This window comes from Alloalcanivorax dieselolei B5 (genome assembly GCF_000300005.1).
GTDB lineage: Bacteria > Pseudomonadota > Gammaproteobacteria > Pseudomonadales > Alcanivoracaceae > Alloalcanivorax > Alloalcanivorax dieselolei.
Window position 1 is genome coordinate 2120953 of sequence record NC_018691.1, and the last position, 16788, is coordinate 2137740.

16 protein-coding genes are annotated in these 16788 nt (G+C 61.8%); 11 read left to right on the plus strand and 5 right to left on the minus strand.

All coding sequences use genetic code 11. The features are described 5' to 3' along the window. The first annotated feature begins 34 nt into the window (after positions 1-34). Together B5T_RS09600 and B5T_RS09605 are read left to right on the plus strand one after the other, a co-directional pair. Positions 35-901, plus strand: a complete 867-nt coding sequence (locus tag B5T_RS09600; RefSeq protein WP_014994301.1) for a fructosamine kinase family protein — start codon at positions 35-37, stop codon at positions 899-901. Between the two features lie 38 nt (positions 902-939). Then, positions 940-2106 (plus strand): 4-phosphoerythronate dehydrogenase, encoded by a 1167-nt coding sequence (locus tag B5T_RS09605; RefSeq protein ID WP_014994302.1) that lies wholly within the window; start codon positions 940-942, stop codon positions 2104-2106. On the opposite strand, the gene B5T_RS23375 is transcribed toward B5T_RS09605, so the two are convergent. Next, positions 2039-2212 carry a PA1571 family protein gene (locus tag B5T_RS23375; protein WP_167321212.1) on the minus strand — a complete coding sequence of 58 codons (174 nt, stop codon included), beginning with the start codon at positions 2210-2212 and terminating at the stop codon, positions 2039-2041. The genes B5T_RS09605 and B5T_RS23375 overlap by 68 nt on opposite strands. A gap of 108 nt (positions 2213-2320) precedes the next feature. Between B5T_RS23375 and B5T_RS09610 the strand changes: the two genes are divergently transcribed. The 4 genes from B5T_RS09610 (at position 2321) to B5T_RS09625 (ending at position 7736) form a co-directional block, all read left to right on the plus strand. Beyond that, a complete protein-coding gene (locus B5T_RS09610) occupies positions 2321-3463 on the plus strand; it encodes an ATP-NAD kinase family protein (RefSeq protein WP_014994303.1) in 1143 nt (380 codons plus the stop codon). 240 nt (positions 3464-3703) lie between these two features. Next, positions 3704-4501, plus strand: a complete 798-nt coding sequence (locus B5T_RS09615) for an SDR family oxidoreductase (protein ID WP_014994304.1) — start codon at positions 3704-3706, stop codon at positions 4499-4501. A 41-nt stretch (positions 4502-4542) separates the two neighbouring features. Continuing rightward, on the plus strand, positions 4543-5412 hold the full coding sequence (gene ttcA, locus B5T_RS09620) for a tRNA 2-thiocytidine(32) synthetase TtcA (protein ID WP_014994305.1): 870 nt from the start codon (positions 4543-4545) through the stop codon (positions 5410-5412). 149 nt (positions 5413-5561) lie between these two features. Next, positions 5562-7736: a malate synthase G gene (locus B5T_RS09625; protein ID WP_014994306.1), complete on the plus strand. Its 2175-nt coding sequence runs from the start codon at positions 5562-5564 to the stop codon at positions 7734-7736. A gap of 151 nt (positions 7737-7887) precedes the next feature. On the opposite strand, the gene B5T_RS09630 is transcribed toward B5T_RS09625, so the two are convergent. Then, entirely contained in the window at positions 7888-8817 is a 930-nt protein-coding gene (locus B5T_RS09630; RefSeq protein ID WP_014994307.1) for a LysR family transcriptional regulator, read from the minus strand. Positions 8818-8950: 133 nt separating this feature from the next. On the opposite strand from B5T_RS09630, the gene B5T_RS09635 reads away from it, so the two are divergent. From B5T_RS09635 to B5T_RS09655, 5 genes are all read left to right on the plus strand, one after another. Then, positions 8951-10153, plus strand: a complete 1203-nt coding sequence (locus B5T_RS09635; protein WP_014994308.1) for an MFS transporter — start codon at positions 8951-8953, stop codon at positions 10151-10153. Between the two features lie 83 nt (positions 10154-10236). Further along, positions 10237-11268, plus strand: coding sequence for an aldo/keto reductase (locus B5T_RS09640; protein ID WP_014994309.1), 1032 nt, complete (start codon positions 10237-10239; stop codon positions 11266-11268). A gap of 424 nt (positions 11269-11692) precedes the next feature. Next, entirely contained in the window at positions 11693-12154 is a 462-nt protein-coding gene (locus B5T_RS09645; RefSeq protein ID WP_014994310.1) for a hypothetical protein, read from the plus strand. Positions 12155-12349: 195 nt separating this feature from the next. After that, entirely contained in the window at positions 12350-12862 is a 513-nt protein-coding gene (locus tag B5T_RS09650; RefSeq protein WP_051015464.1) for a hypothetical protein, read from the plus strand. 119 nt (positions 12863-12981) lie between these two features. After that, entirely contained in the window at positions 12982-13878 is an 897-nt protein-coding gene (locus tag B5T_RS09655) for a DUF2167 domain-containing protein (protein ID WP_041717479.1), read from the plus strand. Between the two features lie 54 nt (positions 13879-13932). On the opposite strand, the gene B5T_RS09660 is transcribed toward B5T_RS09655, so the two are convergent. From B5T_RS09660 to B5T_RS09670, 3 genes are all read right to left on the minus strand, one after another. Next, positions 13933-14937: an aldo/keto reductase gene (locus B5T_RS09660; RefSeq protein WP_014994313.1), complete on the minus strand. Its 1005-nt coding sequence runs from the start codon at positions 14935-14937 to the stop codon at positions 13933-13935. Between the two features lie 19 nt (positions 14938-14956). Continuing rightward, positions 14957-15685, minus strand: a complete 729-nt coding sequence (locus B5T_RS09665) for a hypothetical protein (protein WP_014994314.1) — start codon at positions 15683-15685, stop codon at positions 14957-14959. A 111-nt stretch (positions 15686-15796) separates the two neighbouring features. After that, a complete protein-coding gene (locus B5T_RS09670; RefSeq protein WP_014994315.1) occupies positions 15797-16720 on the minus strand; it encodes a toxin-antitoxin system YwqK family antitoxin in 924 nt (307 codons plus the stop codon). Positions 16721-16788 lie beyond the last annotated feature (68 nt).

Here is a 16788-nt window from a genome sequence, read left to right on the forward strand (position 1 = left end):
GGATTGATTGCCCGAACCAACAACCCGAACCATCATGATCGATATCGACACCGCCGCCCGGGAACTGGAAATACTGTGGTCGCTGCCCGGCCGGGACTGCCGGCTGCAACCGCTTGGGCAAAGCGGTGCCGGGCTCACCGCGATCATCCATACCCCGGCGCAGCGCTTCTTCCTCAAATGGATGAGCGATGGCGACCCGCTGGAGGCTGAACAGGACGGGCTGACCCGGCTGGCGCCAGTGGTGAGAGTGCCGGGCTGGCGTTACCTCGGCCCGCTGGCGGGCGGCCAGGCTCTGATTCTGGAATGGCTGGAACTGGGGCAATCCCTTTCCCGTGGACAATGGCGGGAGCTGGGCGAGCTGTTGCGGCGCCTGCATTCCGTGCCCGGGGAACAGTTCGGTTATCACCGTGATAACTGGATCGGCGCCAGCCGCCAATACAATGCACCGTCGCCGGATTGGGCCACCTTCTTCGTCAACCAACGGCTGGCGCCACAATGGCGCTGGGCCTGTCAGCGCGGGCTGCCGGCGGCGGAGGCGGGCCAGGTGGAAGCGGTGATGGCGCTGGCCATGGACTGGCTCTGCGAAGTGACGGTGGCGCCGTCGCTGGTGCACGGTGATCTGTGGTCCGGCAACCTGGGCACGCTCACCGACGGCACCGTGGTGCTGTTCGATCCGGCGGTGTACTACGGCCATGGGGAGGTGGATCTGGCCATGCTGGAATTGTTCGGCCCGGTGCCGGAAGAATGTCATCGGGGTTATGGTATCGACCCTCATGATCCCGCCGTGGTGCAGCGCAAGACGCTCTATAACCTGTATCATCTGCTCAACCACTTCGTGCTGTTCGGTGGCGGCTACCTCAATGCCATCACCCGCAGCTGCCGGACCCTGCTGTCCTACTGACAGCGCGATCCATGATCCCTTGTTGATGGTGTTGAGCTTTGACTCCCATTCGTATTGTCGCTGATGAAAACATGCCGGGGCTGGCGCCCTTTGAGGGGCTCGGGACGGTGCGCCGTGTGGACGGCCGCCGCCTTACCCGGATCGACCTTGCCGACACCGAGGTGTTACTGGTGCGCTCCGTTACCCGGGTGGACCGGGTGCTGCTGGAGGGCACCCCGGTGCGTTTCGTCGGCTCCGCCACCATCGGCACCGATCACGTGGACCGGGCGGCGCTCAAAGCCATGGGCGTGGCCTTCGCCCATGCGCCGGGTTGCAACGCCCGGGCGGTGGCGGAGTATGTGCTGCAGGCGCTGTTGCTGGCCTGCCGGGAACAGGGCAGGACCTTGCGCGACAGCAGCGTGGGCATTGTCGGCCTGGGGAACGTGGGCAGCCGGGTGGCGCAGTGGCTGAGCGCCCTTGGGGTAACGGTCCTGGCCTGTGATCCGCCGCTGCAGCGGACCGGAGCCGATACCGTGGTGCCGCTGACCGACCTGGATACGGTGCTGGCGGCGGATCTGGTTACCCTGCACGTGCCGCTGACTCGCCAGGGGCCGGATGCCACCTTCCATATGCTCGACCGTGAGCGCTTGTTGCGTCTCGGCCCGCGGCAAACGCTGCTCAGTACCTGCCGGGGCGCGGTGATCGACAACCAGGCGCTGCGGGAGAGACTGGCGGACGCCAACGCGCCGCTGGTGCTGCTGGACGTCTGGGAGGGGGAGCCGCGAATCGATGCCGGGCTGCTGGCGCGGGTGCGTCTTGGTTCCCCGCATGTGGCCGGTTACAGCGTGGAAGGGAAGTGGCTGGGCACCACCATGCTCCACCAGGCCTTCCGTTTGTGGCGGGGGGAAAGCGCGGGGGTTCCGGTGATGGACGGGGAGCGGCCGATACTGGAACACCCGATGGCGGACGAGGATGACCTGCTGGCGTTGTTACAGCGGGCCTACCGGATTGACGACGACGATCGCCGTCTGCGTGCCAGCGTCGATGAAACCGACCCGGGGAGGGCGTTCGATGCCTTGCGGCGGGACTATCCGCCGCGCCATGAACTGCACCACTGGCGTCACCGTGGTGAGGTGGCGCCGGTGCTGAGCGCCTTGCTCAGCCTGCTTTTCGATCCGCCTGGCGCGGGTAGCGCCATGCCTGCTCCAGCTCTCGACAGGCCTTGAGAATCATCGCTTCGGTGATCGGAATCTCGCGTCCCTGTTCGTCCACCAGGGCGGCGTCGTTGAAATCTCCGGATCCCGGCGAGCGGGAGAGGGAAGTGCGGCTCATGGTAGTCTCTCCGTTAATCCGACCCTCCATGGAGGGCTGACCTTTGGGTTCGGGGTGATCTCCCCCGGCACGGCCATTCTTGTTGTTGGATATGATGATTTTATGACGATGGACGAAAAATCCCCGCTAACCGTGGGGGTACTGGTCAATCCGTTCGCCGGCATCGGCGGTGCCGTCGGCCTGAAAGGCAGTGACGGTGCCGAAACCCGTGCCGAGGCGCTGCGCCGGGGCGCGCGGCCGATGGCGGTGGAGCGCATGACTCGGGCTTTGCAAGCGCTGGGACCGGCGGCGCGGCCGCTGCGCTGGTTGACCTGGGGCGGCGACATGGGCGAACACAGCTGCCGGGACGCCGGTCTCCAGGCGGAAAGCGTGGGACAGTCGCCGCCGGCCAGCGAAGCCGAGCATAGCCGTGAGGCGGCGGCGGCTCTGGTGACGGCGGGTGTCGACCTGCTGCTGTTCGCCGGTGGTGATGGCACCGCCCGGGATCTGGTGGACGCGGTGGGGCAGCGCATTCCGGTGCTGGGCGTGCCGGCCGGCTGCAAAATGCATTCGGCGGTGTACGCGGTGAACCCGGAAGCCGCCGGCCATTTGCTGGCGGATATGCGCGACGGTGGGCTGGTGGCGCTGCGGGAAGCGGAGGTCCGTGACATCGACGAAGAGGCGTTCCGCCACGGCGAGGTCCGTGCCCGTTACTATGGCAGCTTGATGGTGCCGGAAGAGGGGCGTTACCTGCAGCAGGTGAAATGCGGCGGCCGCGAAGTGGAGGACCTGGTGGTCACCGAAATCGCCGCCTGGATCATCGACACTCTGGAGGATGACGTCTATTACCTGGTCGGTTCCGGTTCCACCTTGGCGGTGGTGATGGAACAACTGGGGCTGCCGAACACGCTGCTCGGGGTGGATATCATCCGCAATGGCGAGATAGTGGCGGCGGATGTGGGCGCCGAAGCGATTCTGGAGTGTATCGGCGAAGCGCCGGCGCGAGCGCTGCTGACCGTGATCGGTGGTCAGGGACACTTGTTTGGCCGTGGCAATCAGCAGTTCAGCCCGGCGGTGATCCGCCGTCTCGGTAAGGACCGCGTCCAGATCCTCGCCAGCCGGGGTAAGCTGGCCACTCTGGAAGGGCGTCCATTGCTGGTGGACACCGGTGACGCCGAGCTGGATCAGGAACTGTGCGGACTGTGGCCGGTGACCAGCGGCTATGAGGATACTTTGCTGTATCGGGTGGCGCTGGACGCCGGTGATACGTAAATGGTCGGGCGCCAGGATTAAAAGGCCGCTTACGGGCTTCGAAGCAATGAACTCGCGGATCGCTACAAGGCCGCTGTAGGAGCTTGCCTTGCAAGCGAATTCGGCTTTCGGCGCAAAAGATTCGCTTGCAGGGCAAGCTCCTACAGCGGCTTCGAAGTCCCTCTGTGGGAAGCTGCTTTAGCAGCGAATGGCGTGCCAGCGTGTTGCGTGTAAGTGCTTATCAAAACAAAGAGGACTTAGATGATGGCTTCCCTGGCGGATCAGGTGATCTGGATTACCGGCGCCTCCTCCGGTATCGGCGAGGCGCTGGCGGCGGAATACGCCCGCTATGGCGCTCGGCTGGTGTTGTCCGCCCGGCGGCGGGAGGAATTGGAGCGGGTGCGCGACGCCTTGGTGAACGCCGACCAGCATCTGGTGTTGCCGCTGGATCTGACCGACATTGATGCCATGCCGGCGGCGGTGGAGCAGGTCATGGCCCGCTTCGGGCGGCTGGATCAGGTGGTGCACAACGGCGGCATCTCCCAGCGTTCGCTGGTGCGTGACACCGGCGTGGCGGTGGATCAGCGCATCATGGCGGTGAATTACTTCGGCGCGGTGGCGCTGACCAAGGCGGTGTTGCCGGTGTTCCGGGCGGCCAAAGCCGGCCGTTTCGTGGTGGTGACCTCGCTGGTGGGGGAGCTGCCGACCCCGCTGCGTTCCGCCTACAGCGCCAGCAAACACGCCCTGCACGGTTTCTTCGAGGCGCTGCGGGCGGAAGAGTACGATGAAGGTATCCGGGTCACCCTGGTCATGCCCGGTTTCATCCGTACCCAGGTGTCGGTGAACGCGCTGGTGGGTGACGGCTCCGCCCAGGGCACCATGGACGCGGCCCAGGAGCAGGGCCTGGCCGCCGAGGAGTGCGCCCGGCGGGTGGTGGAGGCCGTGCAGCGTGGCCGCGATCAGGTTATCATCGCCGGCCGCGAGCGCATGGGCGTGTATCTGAAACGATGGTGCCCACCGTTGTACCGCCGCCTGATCCGCAAGATCAAAGTCACCTGACCCCTTACTCACCAACCCGCAGAGCCCGTTCAGAGGTTGCCATGGCAAGCGTCACCGACAGTCTCGATGCCAAGCATCGCACTCACTTCAACAAGCTGCAGAAGAAGTTGCGGCGGGAAGTGGGCAAGGCCATCGCTGATTACAATATGATCGCTGACGGCGACAAGGTGATGGTGTGTCTGTCCGGCGGCAAGGATTCCTACACCATGCTGGAGATTCTGCGCAATCTGCAGCTTTCCGCACCGGTCAACTTCGAGCTGGTGGCGGTGAATCTGGATCAGAAACAACCGGGGTTCCCGGAGCATGTACTGCCGGATTACCTGGAGAAGGAAGGGGTGTCCTACCACATCCTGGAGAAGGACACCTATTCCATCGTCAAGGAGAAGGTGCCGGAAGGAAAAACCACCTGTGGGCTGTGTTCACGGCTGCGCCGGGGCAGTCTGTACGGCTTCGCCGAGGAGATCGGCGCCAACAAGATCGCCCTGGGCCATCACCGTGACGACATCGTCGAGACCCTGTTCCTGAATATGTTCTTTGGCGGCAAGATGAAGGCCATGCCGCCGAAATTGCGCAGCGACGACAACAAGAACGTGGTGATCCGCCCGCTGGCCTACTGCCGGGAAAAGGACATCGTGCGCTTCGCCCGCTACAAGGATTTTCCGATCATCCCCTGCAACCTGTGCGGTTCCCAGGAGAATCTGCAGCGCCAGACCATCAAGGAAATGCTCAACAACTGGGATCGTGAGCATCCCGGCCGTATCGAGAGCATCTTTTCCGCGATTCAGAATATTGCCCCCTCCCAACTGGCGGACACCCGCCTGTTTGACTTCGAACACCTGGAAGACGGCGTGCAGCGCGCAGGGCAGCAGGCCCATCGTCTGGATGTGGTCAATTTGTTCGGCGGCCATTGAACGGGCTGACCGGTGCGTCACGCCAGAAACGGTTGATGGCATGAATCATGGCGGTGTTTCGGGTAAAATGCCGCCGCTTTCCGGCCTCTGGGCCTCGCGCACCGCGCCGCCCGGGCCTTGTTTTCGACTCGACCAGAAGGTAGGAGCACATGACCGATCGCATTAAAAAGGGCGGACTGGAAATCGCCGCTGAACTTCATGATCTGGTAGTCAACGAAGTGGCGCCGGGTACCGGTGTGGATGTGGAACACTTCTGGGCGCAGCTGGAACAGATCGTGGCCGACCTGGCGCCGCGCAACAAGGCTCTGCTGGCCAAGCGTGACGAGATCCAGCAGAAGATCGACGGCTGGCACCTGGAGCGCAAGGGCAAGCAGATCGACCTGCCGGAATACAAGCGCTTCCTCACCGAGCTGGGCTACTTGCTGCCGGAAGGCGATGATTTCAAAGTGGCCACCCGGAACGTGGACAACGAGATCGCCCACATCGCCGGTCCGCAGTTGGTGGTGCCGGTGAAGAACGCCCGTTTCGCCCTGAACGCCGCCAACGCCCGCTGGGGCAGCCTGTATGACGCGCTCTACGGTACCGACGTCATCTCCGAGGAAGACGGCGCCGTGCGCGGCGGCGGCTACAACCCGAAACGCGGCGACAAGGTGATTGCCTTTGCCCGTGATTTCCTCGACACCTATTTCCCGCTGGCCAGCGGCTCCCACAAGGACAGCACCGGCTACGCGATCCGCGACGGCAAGCTGGTGGTGAGCCTGAAAGAGGGCGAATCCGGACTGGCCGACGAAGGCCAGCTGCGCGGCTTCCTGGGCGACGCCGAGCGGCCCAGCGGCGTGCTGCTCAAGCACAACAACCTGCACGCGGAAATCCAGATCGACGATCAGCATCCGATCGGCGCCGAGGACCCGGCCAACGTCAAGGACGTGCTGCTGGAATCCGCCATCACCACCATCCAGGACTGCGAAGACTCCGTCGCCGCGGTGGACGCCGAGGACAAAGTCGAGGTGTACCGCAACTGGGCGGGCCTGATGAAAGGCGACCTGAAGGAAAGCTTCGACAAGGGCGGCCGCACCCTGAGCCGCGCCCTCAACCCGGACCGTGAATACACCGCGCTGGACGGCGGCAAGCTGGTGCTGCCGGGCCGTTCCCTGCTGCTGGTGCGCAACGTCGGTCACCTGATGACCAACCCGGCGATCCTGCACAACGGTGAGGAAATCCCGGAAGGCATCATGGACGCCATGGTCACCGTGCTGGCCGCCATCCACGATCTGAAGAAGCAGGACGGCGCCGATTTCCGCAACAGCCGCACCGGCTCCGTGTACATCGTGAAGCCGAAAATGCACGGTCCGGAAGAAGTGGCGTTCGCGGTGGAACTGTTCGAGCGCGTGGAAAAAGCGCTGGGCCTGCCGGCCAACACCCTGAAGATCGGCATCATGGACGAAGAGCGCCGTACCACCGTGAACCTGAAGGAATGTATCCGTCAGGCCAAGGACCGGGTGATCTTCATCAACACCGGTTTCCTCGACCGTACCGGTGACGAGATGCACACCTCCATGGAAGCGGGCCCGATGGCGCGCAAAGGCGATATGAAAGGCATGCCCTGGATCAACGCCTATGAAAACTGGAACGTGGATATCGGCCTGGAATGCGGCCTGCAAGGCGTGGCCCAGATCGGTAAAGGCATGTGGGCGAAGCCGGACGAAATGGCGGAAATGATGGCCACCAAGGCCGGTCACCCGAAAGCCGGCGCCAACTGCGCCTGGGTGCCGTCACCCACCGCCGCCACCCTGCACGTGATGCACTATCACGAAGTGAACGTGCAGCAGGTACAGGATCAACTGGCCAGCCGCGGTCGCGCCTCCCTGGACGACATCCTCACCATTCCGTTGCTGGAAGGCGAACTGACCGCCAATGAAATCCAGCAGGAACTGGACAACAACGCCCAGGGTATCCTCGGCTACGTGGTGCGCTGGATCGACCAGGGCGTGGGCTGTTCCAAGGTGCCGGACATCAACAACGTGGGCCTGATGGAAGACCGCGCCACCTGCCGTATCTCCAGCCAGCACATCGCCAACTGGCTGCACCATGGCATTGTCACCGAGGAACAGGTGATGGAGTCCATGAAGCGCATGGCGCAGGTGGTGGACAAGCAGAACGCCGGTGACCCGACCTACATGGACATGGCGCCGAACTTCGATGACAGCATCGCCTTCCAGGCGTCCTGTGATCTGGTGTTCAAGGGCTGCGAGCAGCCCAGCGGCTACACCGAGCCGGTCCTGCACCGCCGTCGCCGTGAACTGAAAGCCAAACTGGCCGGTTAATCCGGGCCCGCTTCTTCCCACGAAGGGGACTACGAAGCCGCTGTAGGAGCTTGCCTTGCAGGCGAATGGGCTCTTGAACGAAAGATTCGCCTGCAGGCAGTCTCCTACAGCAACTCGTCCCACAGAGACGGATTCGAGCCGGGGTGCCCGTTCACGCCCGGCTTCCCTCCGGCAGCCGTTCCCACAACGGCGCTTCTCCCAGACTTTCCGATACGAACTCCACGAACGCCCGCACCCTTGGCGGCACTTGCTTGCGTTGCGGCATCACCGCGTGGATGGCGGTGTCGGCCAATTGATAATCCGCCAACACCACCTTGAGACGGCCCTGGCACAGGTGTTCGTGGATGTGCCAGAGCGAATGCTGGGCAATGCCCAGACCGGCGAGCACGGCTTCGGTCAGTAACTCCCCCTGATTGGCCCGGACCGGGCCGCTGACTTTGACCGGGAATGGCCGCCCGTCCGGGTCGCGCAGATCCCAGACGTCCTGCCGGTCCGGATGACTGGTCAGTAGCAGACAAGGGTGGTTGGCCAGTTCCCGGGGATGGGTCGGTACGCCGTGGCGGGCCAGGTAATCGGGGGAGGCGCACAGCACCCGCTTGTCGTCGGCCAGCCGCCGCGCCACCAGCGAGGAGTCCTTGAGCACACCGATACGGATGGCGAGATCAAACCCTTCCCCCACCAGGTCCACCTGGTCGTCGCTCAGATGCACGTCCAGGCGCACTTGCGGGTAGCGTTGCAGGAAACCGGGCAGCAGCCGCGAAATATACTGGCGCCCGAACGCCGGCGGCAGCGCCAGTCGCAGGGTGCCGCTGATCTCGTTGGCGCTTTGCCGGAGCCCGTTGGCCAGCGCTTCCAGGTCTTCCACCAGTAACCGTCCCCGCTCCGCCAGAAGCCGGCCCTCAGGGGTAGGGTGGAGACGGCGGGTGGTGCGATGCAGCAGACGCACCTGCAGATCCCGTTCCAGCCGTTTCAGGCGCTGGCTGGCCACCGCCACGGAAAGGTCGAGGGTGCGTGCCGCGGCGCTGATCGAGCCCTGATCCAGCACCCGCAGGAACAGCGCGATGTCACTGAGTCTTTCCATGGTTCGTCCAAGGCAGGATTGAAGGGTTATTTTCAATGAAGTATTGAAAGTGAATAAAAGGCTATATTGTTTTTGTGAAAGAGGTAAAGCCCTAGCATGCCGTCTCTCGATCCCACTCCCACGGAGAACGGTCATGAAAGACCCGCAACAGGGCGGCATACCCTGGGCGCTGTACGCGCTGACCATCGGTGCCTTTGGTATCGGCACCACCGAATTCGTGATTATGGGCGTGCTGCAGCAGGTGGCGGACGATCTGGGCGTCAGCATCGTCGCCGCCGGCCTGCTGATCTCCGGCTACGCCCTGGGCGTGTTCGTCGGCGCGCCTCTGTTGACCGCCACCACCGGCGGCCTGTCCCGCAAGCGGGTACTGGTGGGGCTGATGCTAATCTTCACCGTCGGCAACCTGGCCTGTGCCCTGGCGCCCAACTACACCACGTTGATGGTGGCGCGGGTGATCACCTCCCTGGCGCATGGCACTTTCTTTGGCGTCGGCTCGGTGGTGGCCACCTCTCTGGTGGCGCCGCACCGGCGCGCCAGCGCCATCGCCATCATGTTCACCGGCCTCACCGTGGCCACCCTGCTGGGCGTGCCGGCCGGGGCCTGGCTGGGCGTGGAGTACGGCTGGCGGACTTCGTTCTGGGCCATCACCGGGGTCGGCGTGCTGGCCACCCTGGTGATCCTGGCCCTGGTGCCCGCCGATCAGGGCGGGCAGGGCGGGGAATCATTCCGCGACGGATTCCGCGTCATCGGGCGCGGCATTGTGTTGCTAGGGCTGCTCACCACCGTTCTGGGTTACGCCGGCGTGTTTACCGTCTTTACCTACATCCAGCCCATGTTGGTCCGCCTGGCCGGCTTTTCCGAAGCGCAGGTGTCCTCGATTCTGCTGGTCTTCGGCGTGGGCATGATCGCCGGCAATCTGGCCGGTGGCCGGCTGGCCGACCGTAACCTGCCGCGCGCCATCGGCGTGACGTTGACGATATTGGCGTTGGTGCTGGCGATGACCGGCCCGGCACTACAGCACCCGGTCACCGCGGTGGTGTTCGTCGGCCTGCTTGGTGCCGCCAGCTTCGCTACCGTGGCGCCGCTGCAACTGTGGGTGCTCAGCCGCGCCGAAGGCGCCGCCAGTCTGGCCTCCAGCTTCAATATCGGCGCCTTCAATCTGGGTAACGCTCTGGGCGCCTGGCTCGGCGGCGCGGTGATTCACTCCGGCACCGGTTTGACCGGCATCCCCTGGGTGGCCTCGGCGGTCACGCTGTCCGGCCTCGCCCTGGCGCTGTGGGCGCTGCGGCGGGAACGGCAGCGCGCGCCGCTGCTTGAAACCGGGGACTGTGTCTGAGGCCGGTTCCCTCGAACGTCACTACGAAGCCGCTGTGGGAGCCTGCCTGCAGGCGAATGACATCAGACCAAGGAGAAACGATCATGGAACACCGCTATCTGGGACACTCCGGTTTCAAAGTGCCGGTACTGGGCTTCGGCGCCGGCACCTTCGGCGGCAAAGGACCGCTGTTCAGCGCCTGGGGCAATAGCGGCGTGGACGAAGCGCGGCGGCTGGTGGACCTGTGTCTGGAGGCCGGCGTGACCCTGTTCGACACCGCCGACGTGTACTCGGACGGTGCCTCCGAGGACGTGCTCGGGGCCGCCGTCGCCGGTCGTCGAGACCAGGTGATTCTGTCCACCAAAGTGAGCCTGCGAACCGGAGAGGGCGCCAATGACGTCGGCGCCTCCCGCCATCATCTGGTGCGGGCAGTGGAACAGTCGCTGAAGCGGCTCGGCACCGACTACATCGACCTGCTGCAACTGCATCACTTTGACGCCATGACGCCGGTGGAACAGGTGATGGCGACGCTGGACGATCTGGTGCGCTCCGGCAAGGTCCGTTACATCGGCGCCTCCAATTATTCCGGCTGGCAACTGATGAAGTCCCTGGCGGCGGCGGATCGCTACGGCTACAGCCGCTTCGTCGCCAACCAGACTTATTATTCGTTGATCGGACGCGACTACGAGTGGGAACTGATGCCGCTGGGCCAGGACCAGGGACTGGGTGCGCTGGTGTGGAGCCCGCTGGGATGGGGGCGCCTTACCGGCAAAATCCGCCGTGGGCAGCCCTTGCCCGAGGGCAGCCGTCTGCATGAAACCGCCGGCTTCGCCCCGCCAGTGGAGGAAGAGCGGCTGTACAACGTGGTGGATGCGTTGCTAACGGTGGCGGAGGAAACCGGTAAAACCGTACCACAGGTGGCGATCAACTGGCTGCTGCGCCGGCCCACGGTGTCCTCGGTACTGATTGGCGCCCGCAACGAACAGCAATTGCGCGACAACCTGGGTGCGGTGGGCTGGTCCATGACGGAGGAACAGGCCGCCCGGCTCGATAAGGCCAGCGCGGTGACGCCGCCGTATCCCTACTATCCCTATTGGAACGGCCAGTTCGCCGAGCGGACGTCGCCTTTAGTGTGAAGGAGAGTAGATCTGCCTCCGGAAACGCGTTTTTTTGGTTCACAGCGGTTTGGTGAGATCTGGAATTGCCCTCAATTATGGTCAGCGGAGCCGCGTTACGCCTTTGCGGGAACGCGGTGAAGCAGGGTCCCGCAAAGGCGTAACGCGGCTCCGCTTCGAGGTAAGCGGCTAGCGCAAGCGCTCTTCCGACCGCTGGCACAGAAGGGCTTCGAAGCCGCTGTGGGAGCTTTGCCTGCAAGCGAATGGGCTTCAGGGCCTAAGATTCGCTTGCAGCGGCCCGCCGCCCCGGACAAGCTCCTACAGTGGCGCTGTACGACCTCCGAGTTTATGTCTCCAAGGCCAGCAAAGGTATAACGCACCTCCATTATTACGCGATGACCTTGTATTGTGTAAGCAAGGGCTTACACAAAAAGAGAAAAACTTATTGAAACTGGTGCTGGCCGTGTTAAAGAGAAATTCGAGGGTTAAGCTGTTTATAGTGATAAATATTTTCCTGCTGCTTTCGTTGGTGTGGCTTTGGAATATGACTAACGAGGAGCCGCTCAATGTGCATGGAGTAGTTGATGGCGTGAAGTGTGTGAAATTTGGGACGAAATCCTATCTCATCTATCTCTATATTGGTGAAGATTCATTTGTGGGAAGTACGAGCTTTTCCGAGTGCAAAAGGATGAAAGAGTACTATTTGGGGAAAGAGGTGAATATGGATTATATTCCCGGGGATGGTGTGCATCGCATATATAATTTGGAATATATGGGAAGGAATCGATTTTCCAAGGCTAAGAATGTTATTGGAAGGGTGGCTTCGGGGGTAACTTTGATTTTTATTTTTAATATGGTTTTAAGGGCGTTTTTTCGTGATAGAGATAAAAAAATAGGTGCGGGATAATTTCAAGGGATGTGCTGTAGGATGTGTCGGTTTGCGGGCTCTGATTGTTACAGGTAAAGAGTAGGGCTATTGGGCCTTGACGGGGCTTTGGTCTAAGGTCCGAGAAGTGATTTCTGACATTGTCTCTTTTTTAATTTTAATGATTAATGTGTTGGTTGTGATTTTTTTGGGATAGTTAACATAAGGGATATGACGATGAGAAAAGTGGGTATGCTAGCTTTTTTTGTGGTTTTTGTGAGTGGCTGCGCGGGGTTGCCGTCCTCCCTCCCGGAAGGGTACGACGGGGACATTGCTACGATTAAGGATTCCTCAAAGGAGATCGACAGGGGCAAAGCGGATCTTTTTTATCTTTCTCACATCGACGGAAGCAGGATCAAGAACAGCCGATTCGAAAGCCTGGAGGCCAGTTATGGCCAGGGGGATATGTTGACCGTCGTGCTTCTGGAGAATGAGGTTCCCGCGGAGCCGCATGTCTTCACTATTGTAGGCCGGACCGAGTATGCCATGCCTTTACGGGCTTTTATGGGGACGGTCTACGAAGTCAAGGGCGATGTGGAATTCGCCCCTGAGCCTGGTAAGAATTACGTGATAAAAGGAAAATTGTCGGAGGAGCATTCCTCCGTCTGGCTTGAAGATGAGTCCAGTGGAGAGGTTATAGAAACCTTTAAAGTGGAAGGGCCAGCGAAGCTGGGATTTTTCTCCAAGTAAGTGGATTATGAGCTTTGGGTTTGCCCATAGGAGATCCGGGTTAGGAAGGCTCATCGTATGCCTTGTCAACTAAATTTATATGGCTCATGGCATATATGAAGATATCAGTGGGGGATGTTGTGAAGTACATAAAAGTACTGGTTGTGTGTTTGGCGCTTTTTTCAGCGAACTTGGGCTTTGCGGAAGAACCGCAACTGACTCCCGAAGAGGAGCGGTATGTGGCGGAGATGCGGCGGATATGGGACTCGCTCGACCGTCAGCAGGGCGAGATCAGTTTGCCCAATGGTGTTGCCGAACTGACTGTTCCGGACAGCTTCTATTATTTGAATCCGCAAGACTCGGAAAAGGTTCTGGTCGAAGTGTGGGGCAATCCCCCCGATACCGCTGAAGCGGTATTGGGAATGCTCTTCCCATCCAATGCCACCCCCTTTGATGAAGACGCCTGGGGCGTGACTATTGAATATGAGGAAGAGGGGTACGTGTCCGATGAGGATGCCGACACCATCGATTATGACGCACTGTTGTCGCAGATGAAGGAAGGGACCTCGGAGTACAGCCGGCAACGTGTCGAAGAAGGGTACGAGTCCATGGAGCTCGTCGGCTGGGCATCAAAGCCGTTCTACGATAAAGCGTCGCATAAACTGCATTGGGCAAAGGAAATCAAATTCGGGGATCAGGACGTCAACACCTTGAACTACAACATTCGGGTTCTGGGACGCAAAGGCGTGCTGATCCTGAACTTCATTGCCGGCATGGATCAAAAGCAGATCATAGACTCACAGTTGGATACGGTCCTGGCTTTGGCAGAATTCAATAAAGGTTATCGCTACAAGGATTTTGATCCGAGTATTGATCAGATGGCGGCCTACGGTATTGGTGCACTGGTCGCCGGAAAGGTAATTACTAAAACGGGATTTCTCGCTGCAGCGCTGGTATTCCTGAAGAAATTCGGCGTGCTGATCGTGGTTGGCGCGGGCGCGATGCTTGGCAGACTGTTCAAACGCCGCAAGACGTGAGCTTCTAATGGCAGTTAGAGCTCAGGCAGCACAACGCGTCGGGAGCCTGCCTACTTACCGCCCCGCTGGCGCCATGAACTCCGGCCCCACCGGGTCGGTGATCGTCTCGGCCAGTATACGTTCGATCTCCGCGTTCAAAGCATCATCCAGATGCCAGCCGTCCAACTCCAGCATGGGCAGGATCTGCTCCGGGCGGCGCACGCCCCAGAGGGCCAGATCGACGCCGGGCTGGTCCAGCAGCCAGCGTACCGCCAGCGGCAGCACGCCGCTCAAGCCGTTGTCGCGGGCCAGCGTGTTGAGGGCGTCCACCGCCTCGAGGTACTGGGCGTAGCGGGGAGGCTGGAATTTGGGGTCATGGTTACGCAGGTCGTCGCTGCTGAAACGGGTGTGCGGACGCATCTTGCCGGACAGCAGGCCACGGCACAGAGCGCTGTAACCCAGCACGCTGATGCCCAGCTCCCGGGCGGTGGGCAGCAGATCCTCTTCAATACCCCGTTCGAACAGATTGTAGGGGGCCTGGACTGCGGTGAGTGGACAGATGGCGTGGAAGGCGCGCAGCTGCTGGCCGGTGACGTTGCTGACGCCGACGGCGCGGATCTTGCCCTGGCGCCGCAGTGTGGCCATGGCCCCGGCGGTGTCTTCCAGCGGGCAGGCCAGATCCGGCCAGTGCACCTGATACAGATCGATGACATCGGTGCGCAGGCGCCGCAGGCTGGCGTGCACTTCCTCGAACAGCCGTTGCGGCCGGGCGTCACGGAACGGGGTGCCGTCGTGCCAGTCCAGTCCGGCCTGGGTGGACAGCGTCACATGCTGTCGCAGACGGCCACGGTGCAGCGCTTCGCCCACCAGCGCTTCGGATTCTCCGAAGCCGTACAGGGGAGCGGTGTCGATGGTGGTAATGCCGTTTTCCACCGCCTCCAGGATGGCCTGCAGAGCGTTATGGCGATCCCATCCCGCGCCCGCTGCGGCGCTGTCCCGCGCTCCGGTGCCCATGGTCCGGGTGCCCAGGGCGATACGGCTGCAGGTCAGGCCGCTGTTGGCCAGTGTGGTGGTTTCCATTGCCGCTCCCGTGGGTTGCTCAGTGGACCAGATCGACTTTGATTTCCAGCGGCAGGGTGACGGTGCTGCCGTGTTGCTTCACGCCGCCCAAGCCCTGGCTCCGGGTTTGTTCGCGCACTTCTATGTTTCCCAAGGGCGTCCACTGGCCCAGGGGCACTTGCAGGGTGGTGGCGGTGCTCTGGGTGTCCGCGACGGTGCCATGGCTCAATTGTTCGAAGCGCTGGCTGATGCGCAGGCGCACCTGATTGTCGGCGGTGAGCAGAGGCAGAATATCGATCCCTTGTTTCAGGCTCAATAAAGCGGGCAGCTGGCTGCCGGCAAGGGCGATCAGCGTACCCTGACCCACACTGGCCGGATGCCCGGAGAGGGTGTTGATACGGTACTGGTCCTCGCGCTGCTGCCGGTGGCGACCGTCGCTCACGATGACCCTGCCGCCTTCGACTTTCAATACGCGGTCGTCGCCTTCGCTGTTCTGGTGCCGCCGCAACACCACCGATACCGTGCGTGGCGCGGCGGGCATGTCGCCCAGAGCATTGAGGATTTGATCAAAATTCTCCTGACTGGTGCGGATCACCAGCCGGCCCTGGTAGGCGTTGACGGAGCCGCCTTCCGGCAGCAGCGGTTCGATGATTGGCACCAGAGCTTCAGCGTCGGCCCGCTGGATCACATGGATGGACATCTGTGCCAGGGCAGGGCCAGTCAGGATCAGGCCCAGTAGCAGGGCCAGGGTGCGGATGAATGGGGTCATGGCGGCCTCTTGGTCATGATGCGCTTGTTATCATAGCCCTGCTGAGGGCGGATTGATTTGTGGCGATACTCATCCTTTGGATGGTGGAAAGAGTACGCGGTTCAGGCGTTGTTATCCGCCATCGCCGGCATTAATGGTTTCGATGGTGCCGTCGGGGCCGCGCTGATGCCATTCGCCGACCCGTTTGCCGTCACGATATTGCCCCCACAGCAAGGGCGTACCGGTGGCCGTTTGCAGACGCCAGGGGCCATGCAAGCGACCTTTGACATAGGTCTCCCGGTAGACTCGTGTTCCTTTCCGGCTGATCTTCAGACCCTCGGGCAGGCCGTTGACGGTATGATGAAGTTCCACCAGGGCGCCCTTTTCGAAACGCTCAAGCCAGCGTTCACCGGTCTCGGCGTAGTGAATGTCAGCCTGGATCGGCTGGTGCTGGTGGTAGCGGGCAGTAATGATCAGCCATAGCGGCGCGTTGTCCAGGAAGCGCCCCTCCGAGTCTCGTCGATACTCGACTTGGTGCTGGGTCAATTCACCGTCCTTGCCCCAGAAGCGTGTTTCGACGATGCCGGCACTTTGCGCCGTGCCCCGGGCGGTGACGTGGCCGCTCTCGTCAAAATAGCTGAACACGCCGTTTTTCTTGCCCCGGACAAAGCAGACTTGTTCGCGCAGATTACCGTCAGGGTAGTAACGGCGCACTTGGCCGTGTACCTGATTATTCCGGTAGGGAATCTCCTCGGTGAGGTGTCCGGCGCGGTCGAACCACTGTTCCAGGCCGGATTGAACACCATTCCGGTACTGGGCGATGCGTCTCAGAGGGCCCTTTTCCACACGCCCTTCTTCCTGCCCGTTTTCGCCGCTCCTTTCGCCGCTCCTTTCATAGTAATAGCGTTGCTCGCCGTGCCGCTTGCCGTCCTTGAGACGCCGATGTTCGATCAGCGCGCCTTGTTGATTGAGTACTCCGAACTCGCCCTGAAGGGCAGCGTTCGCCGGCGGTTTGGCTGTCTCGGCGGTGCTGAGGCCGGCGCACAGCAGAAGCAATGATACGAGGCATCGGCGGACCATTATTATCGGTGCCCCGATAAATCCGTCGACGGGAGGAAAAACGG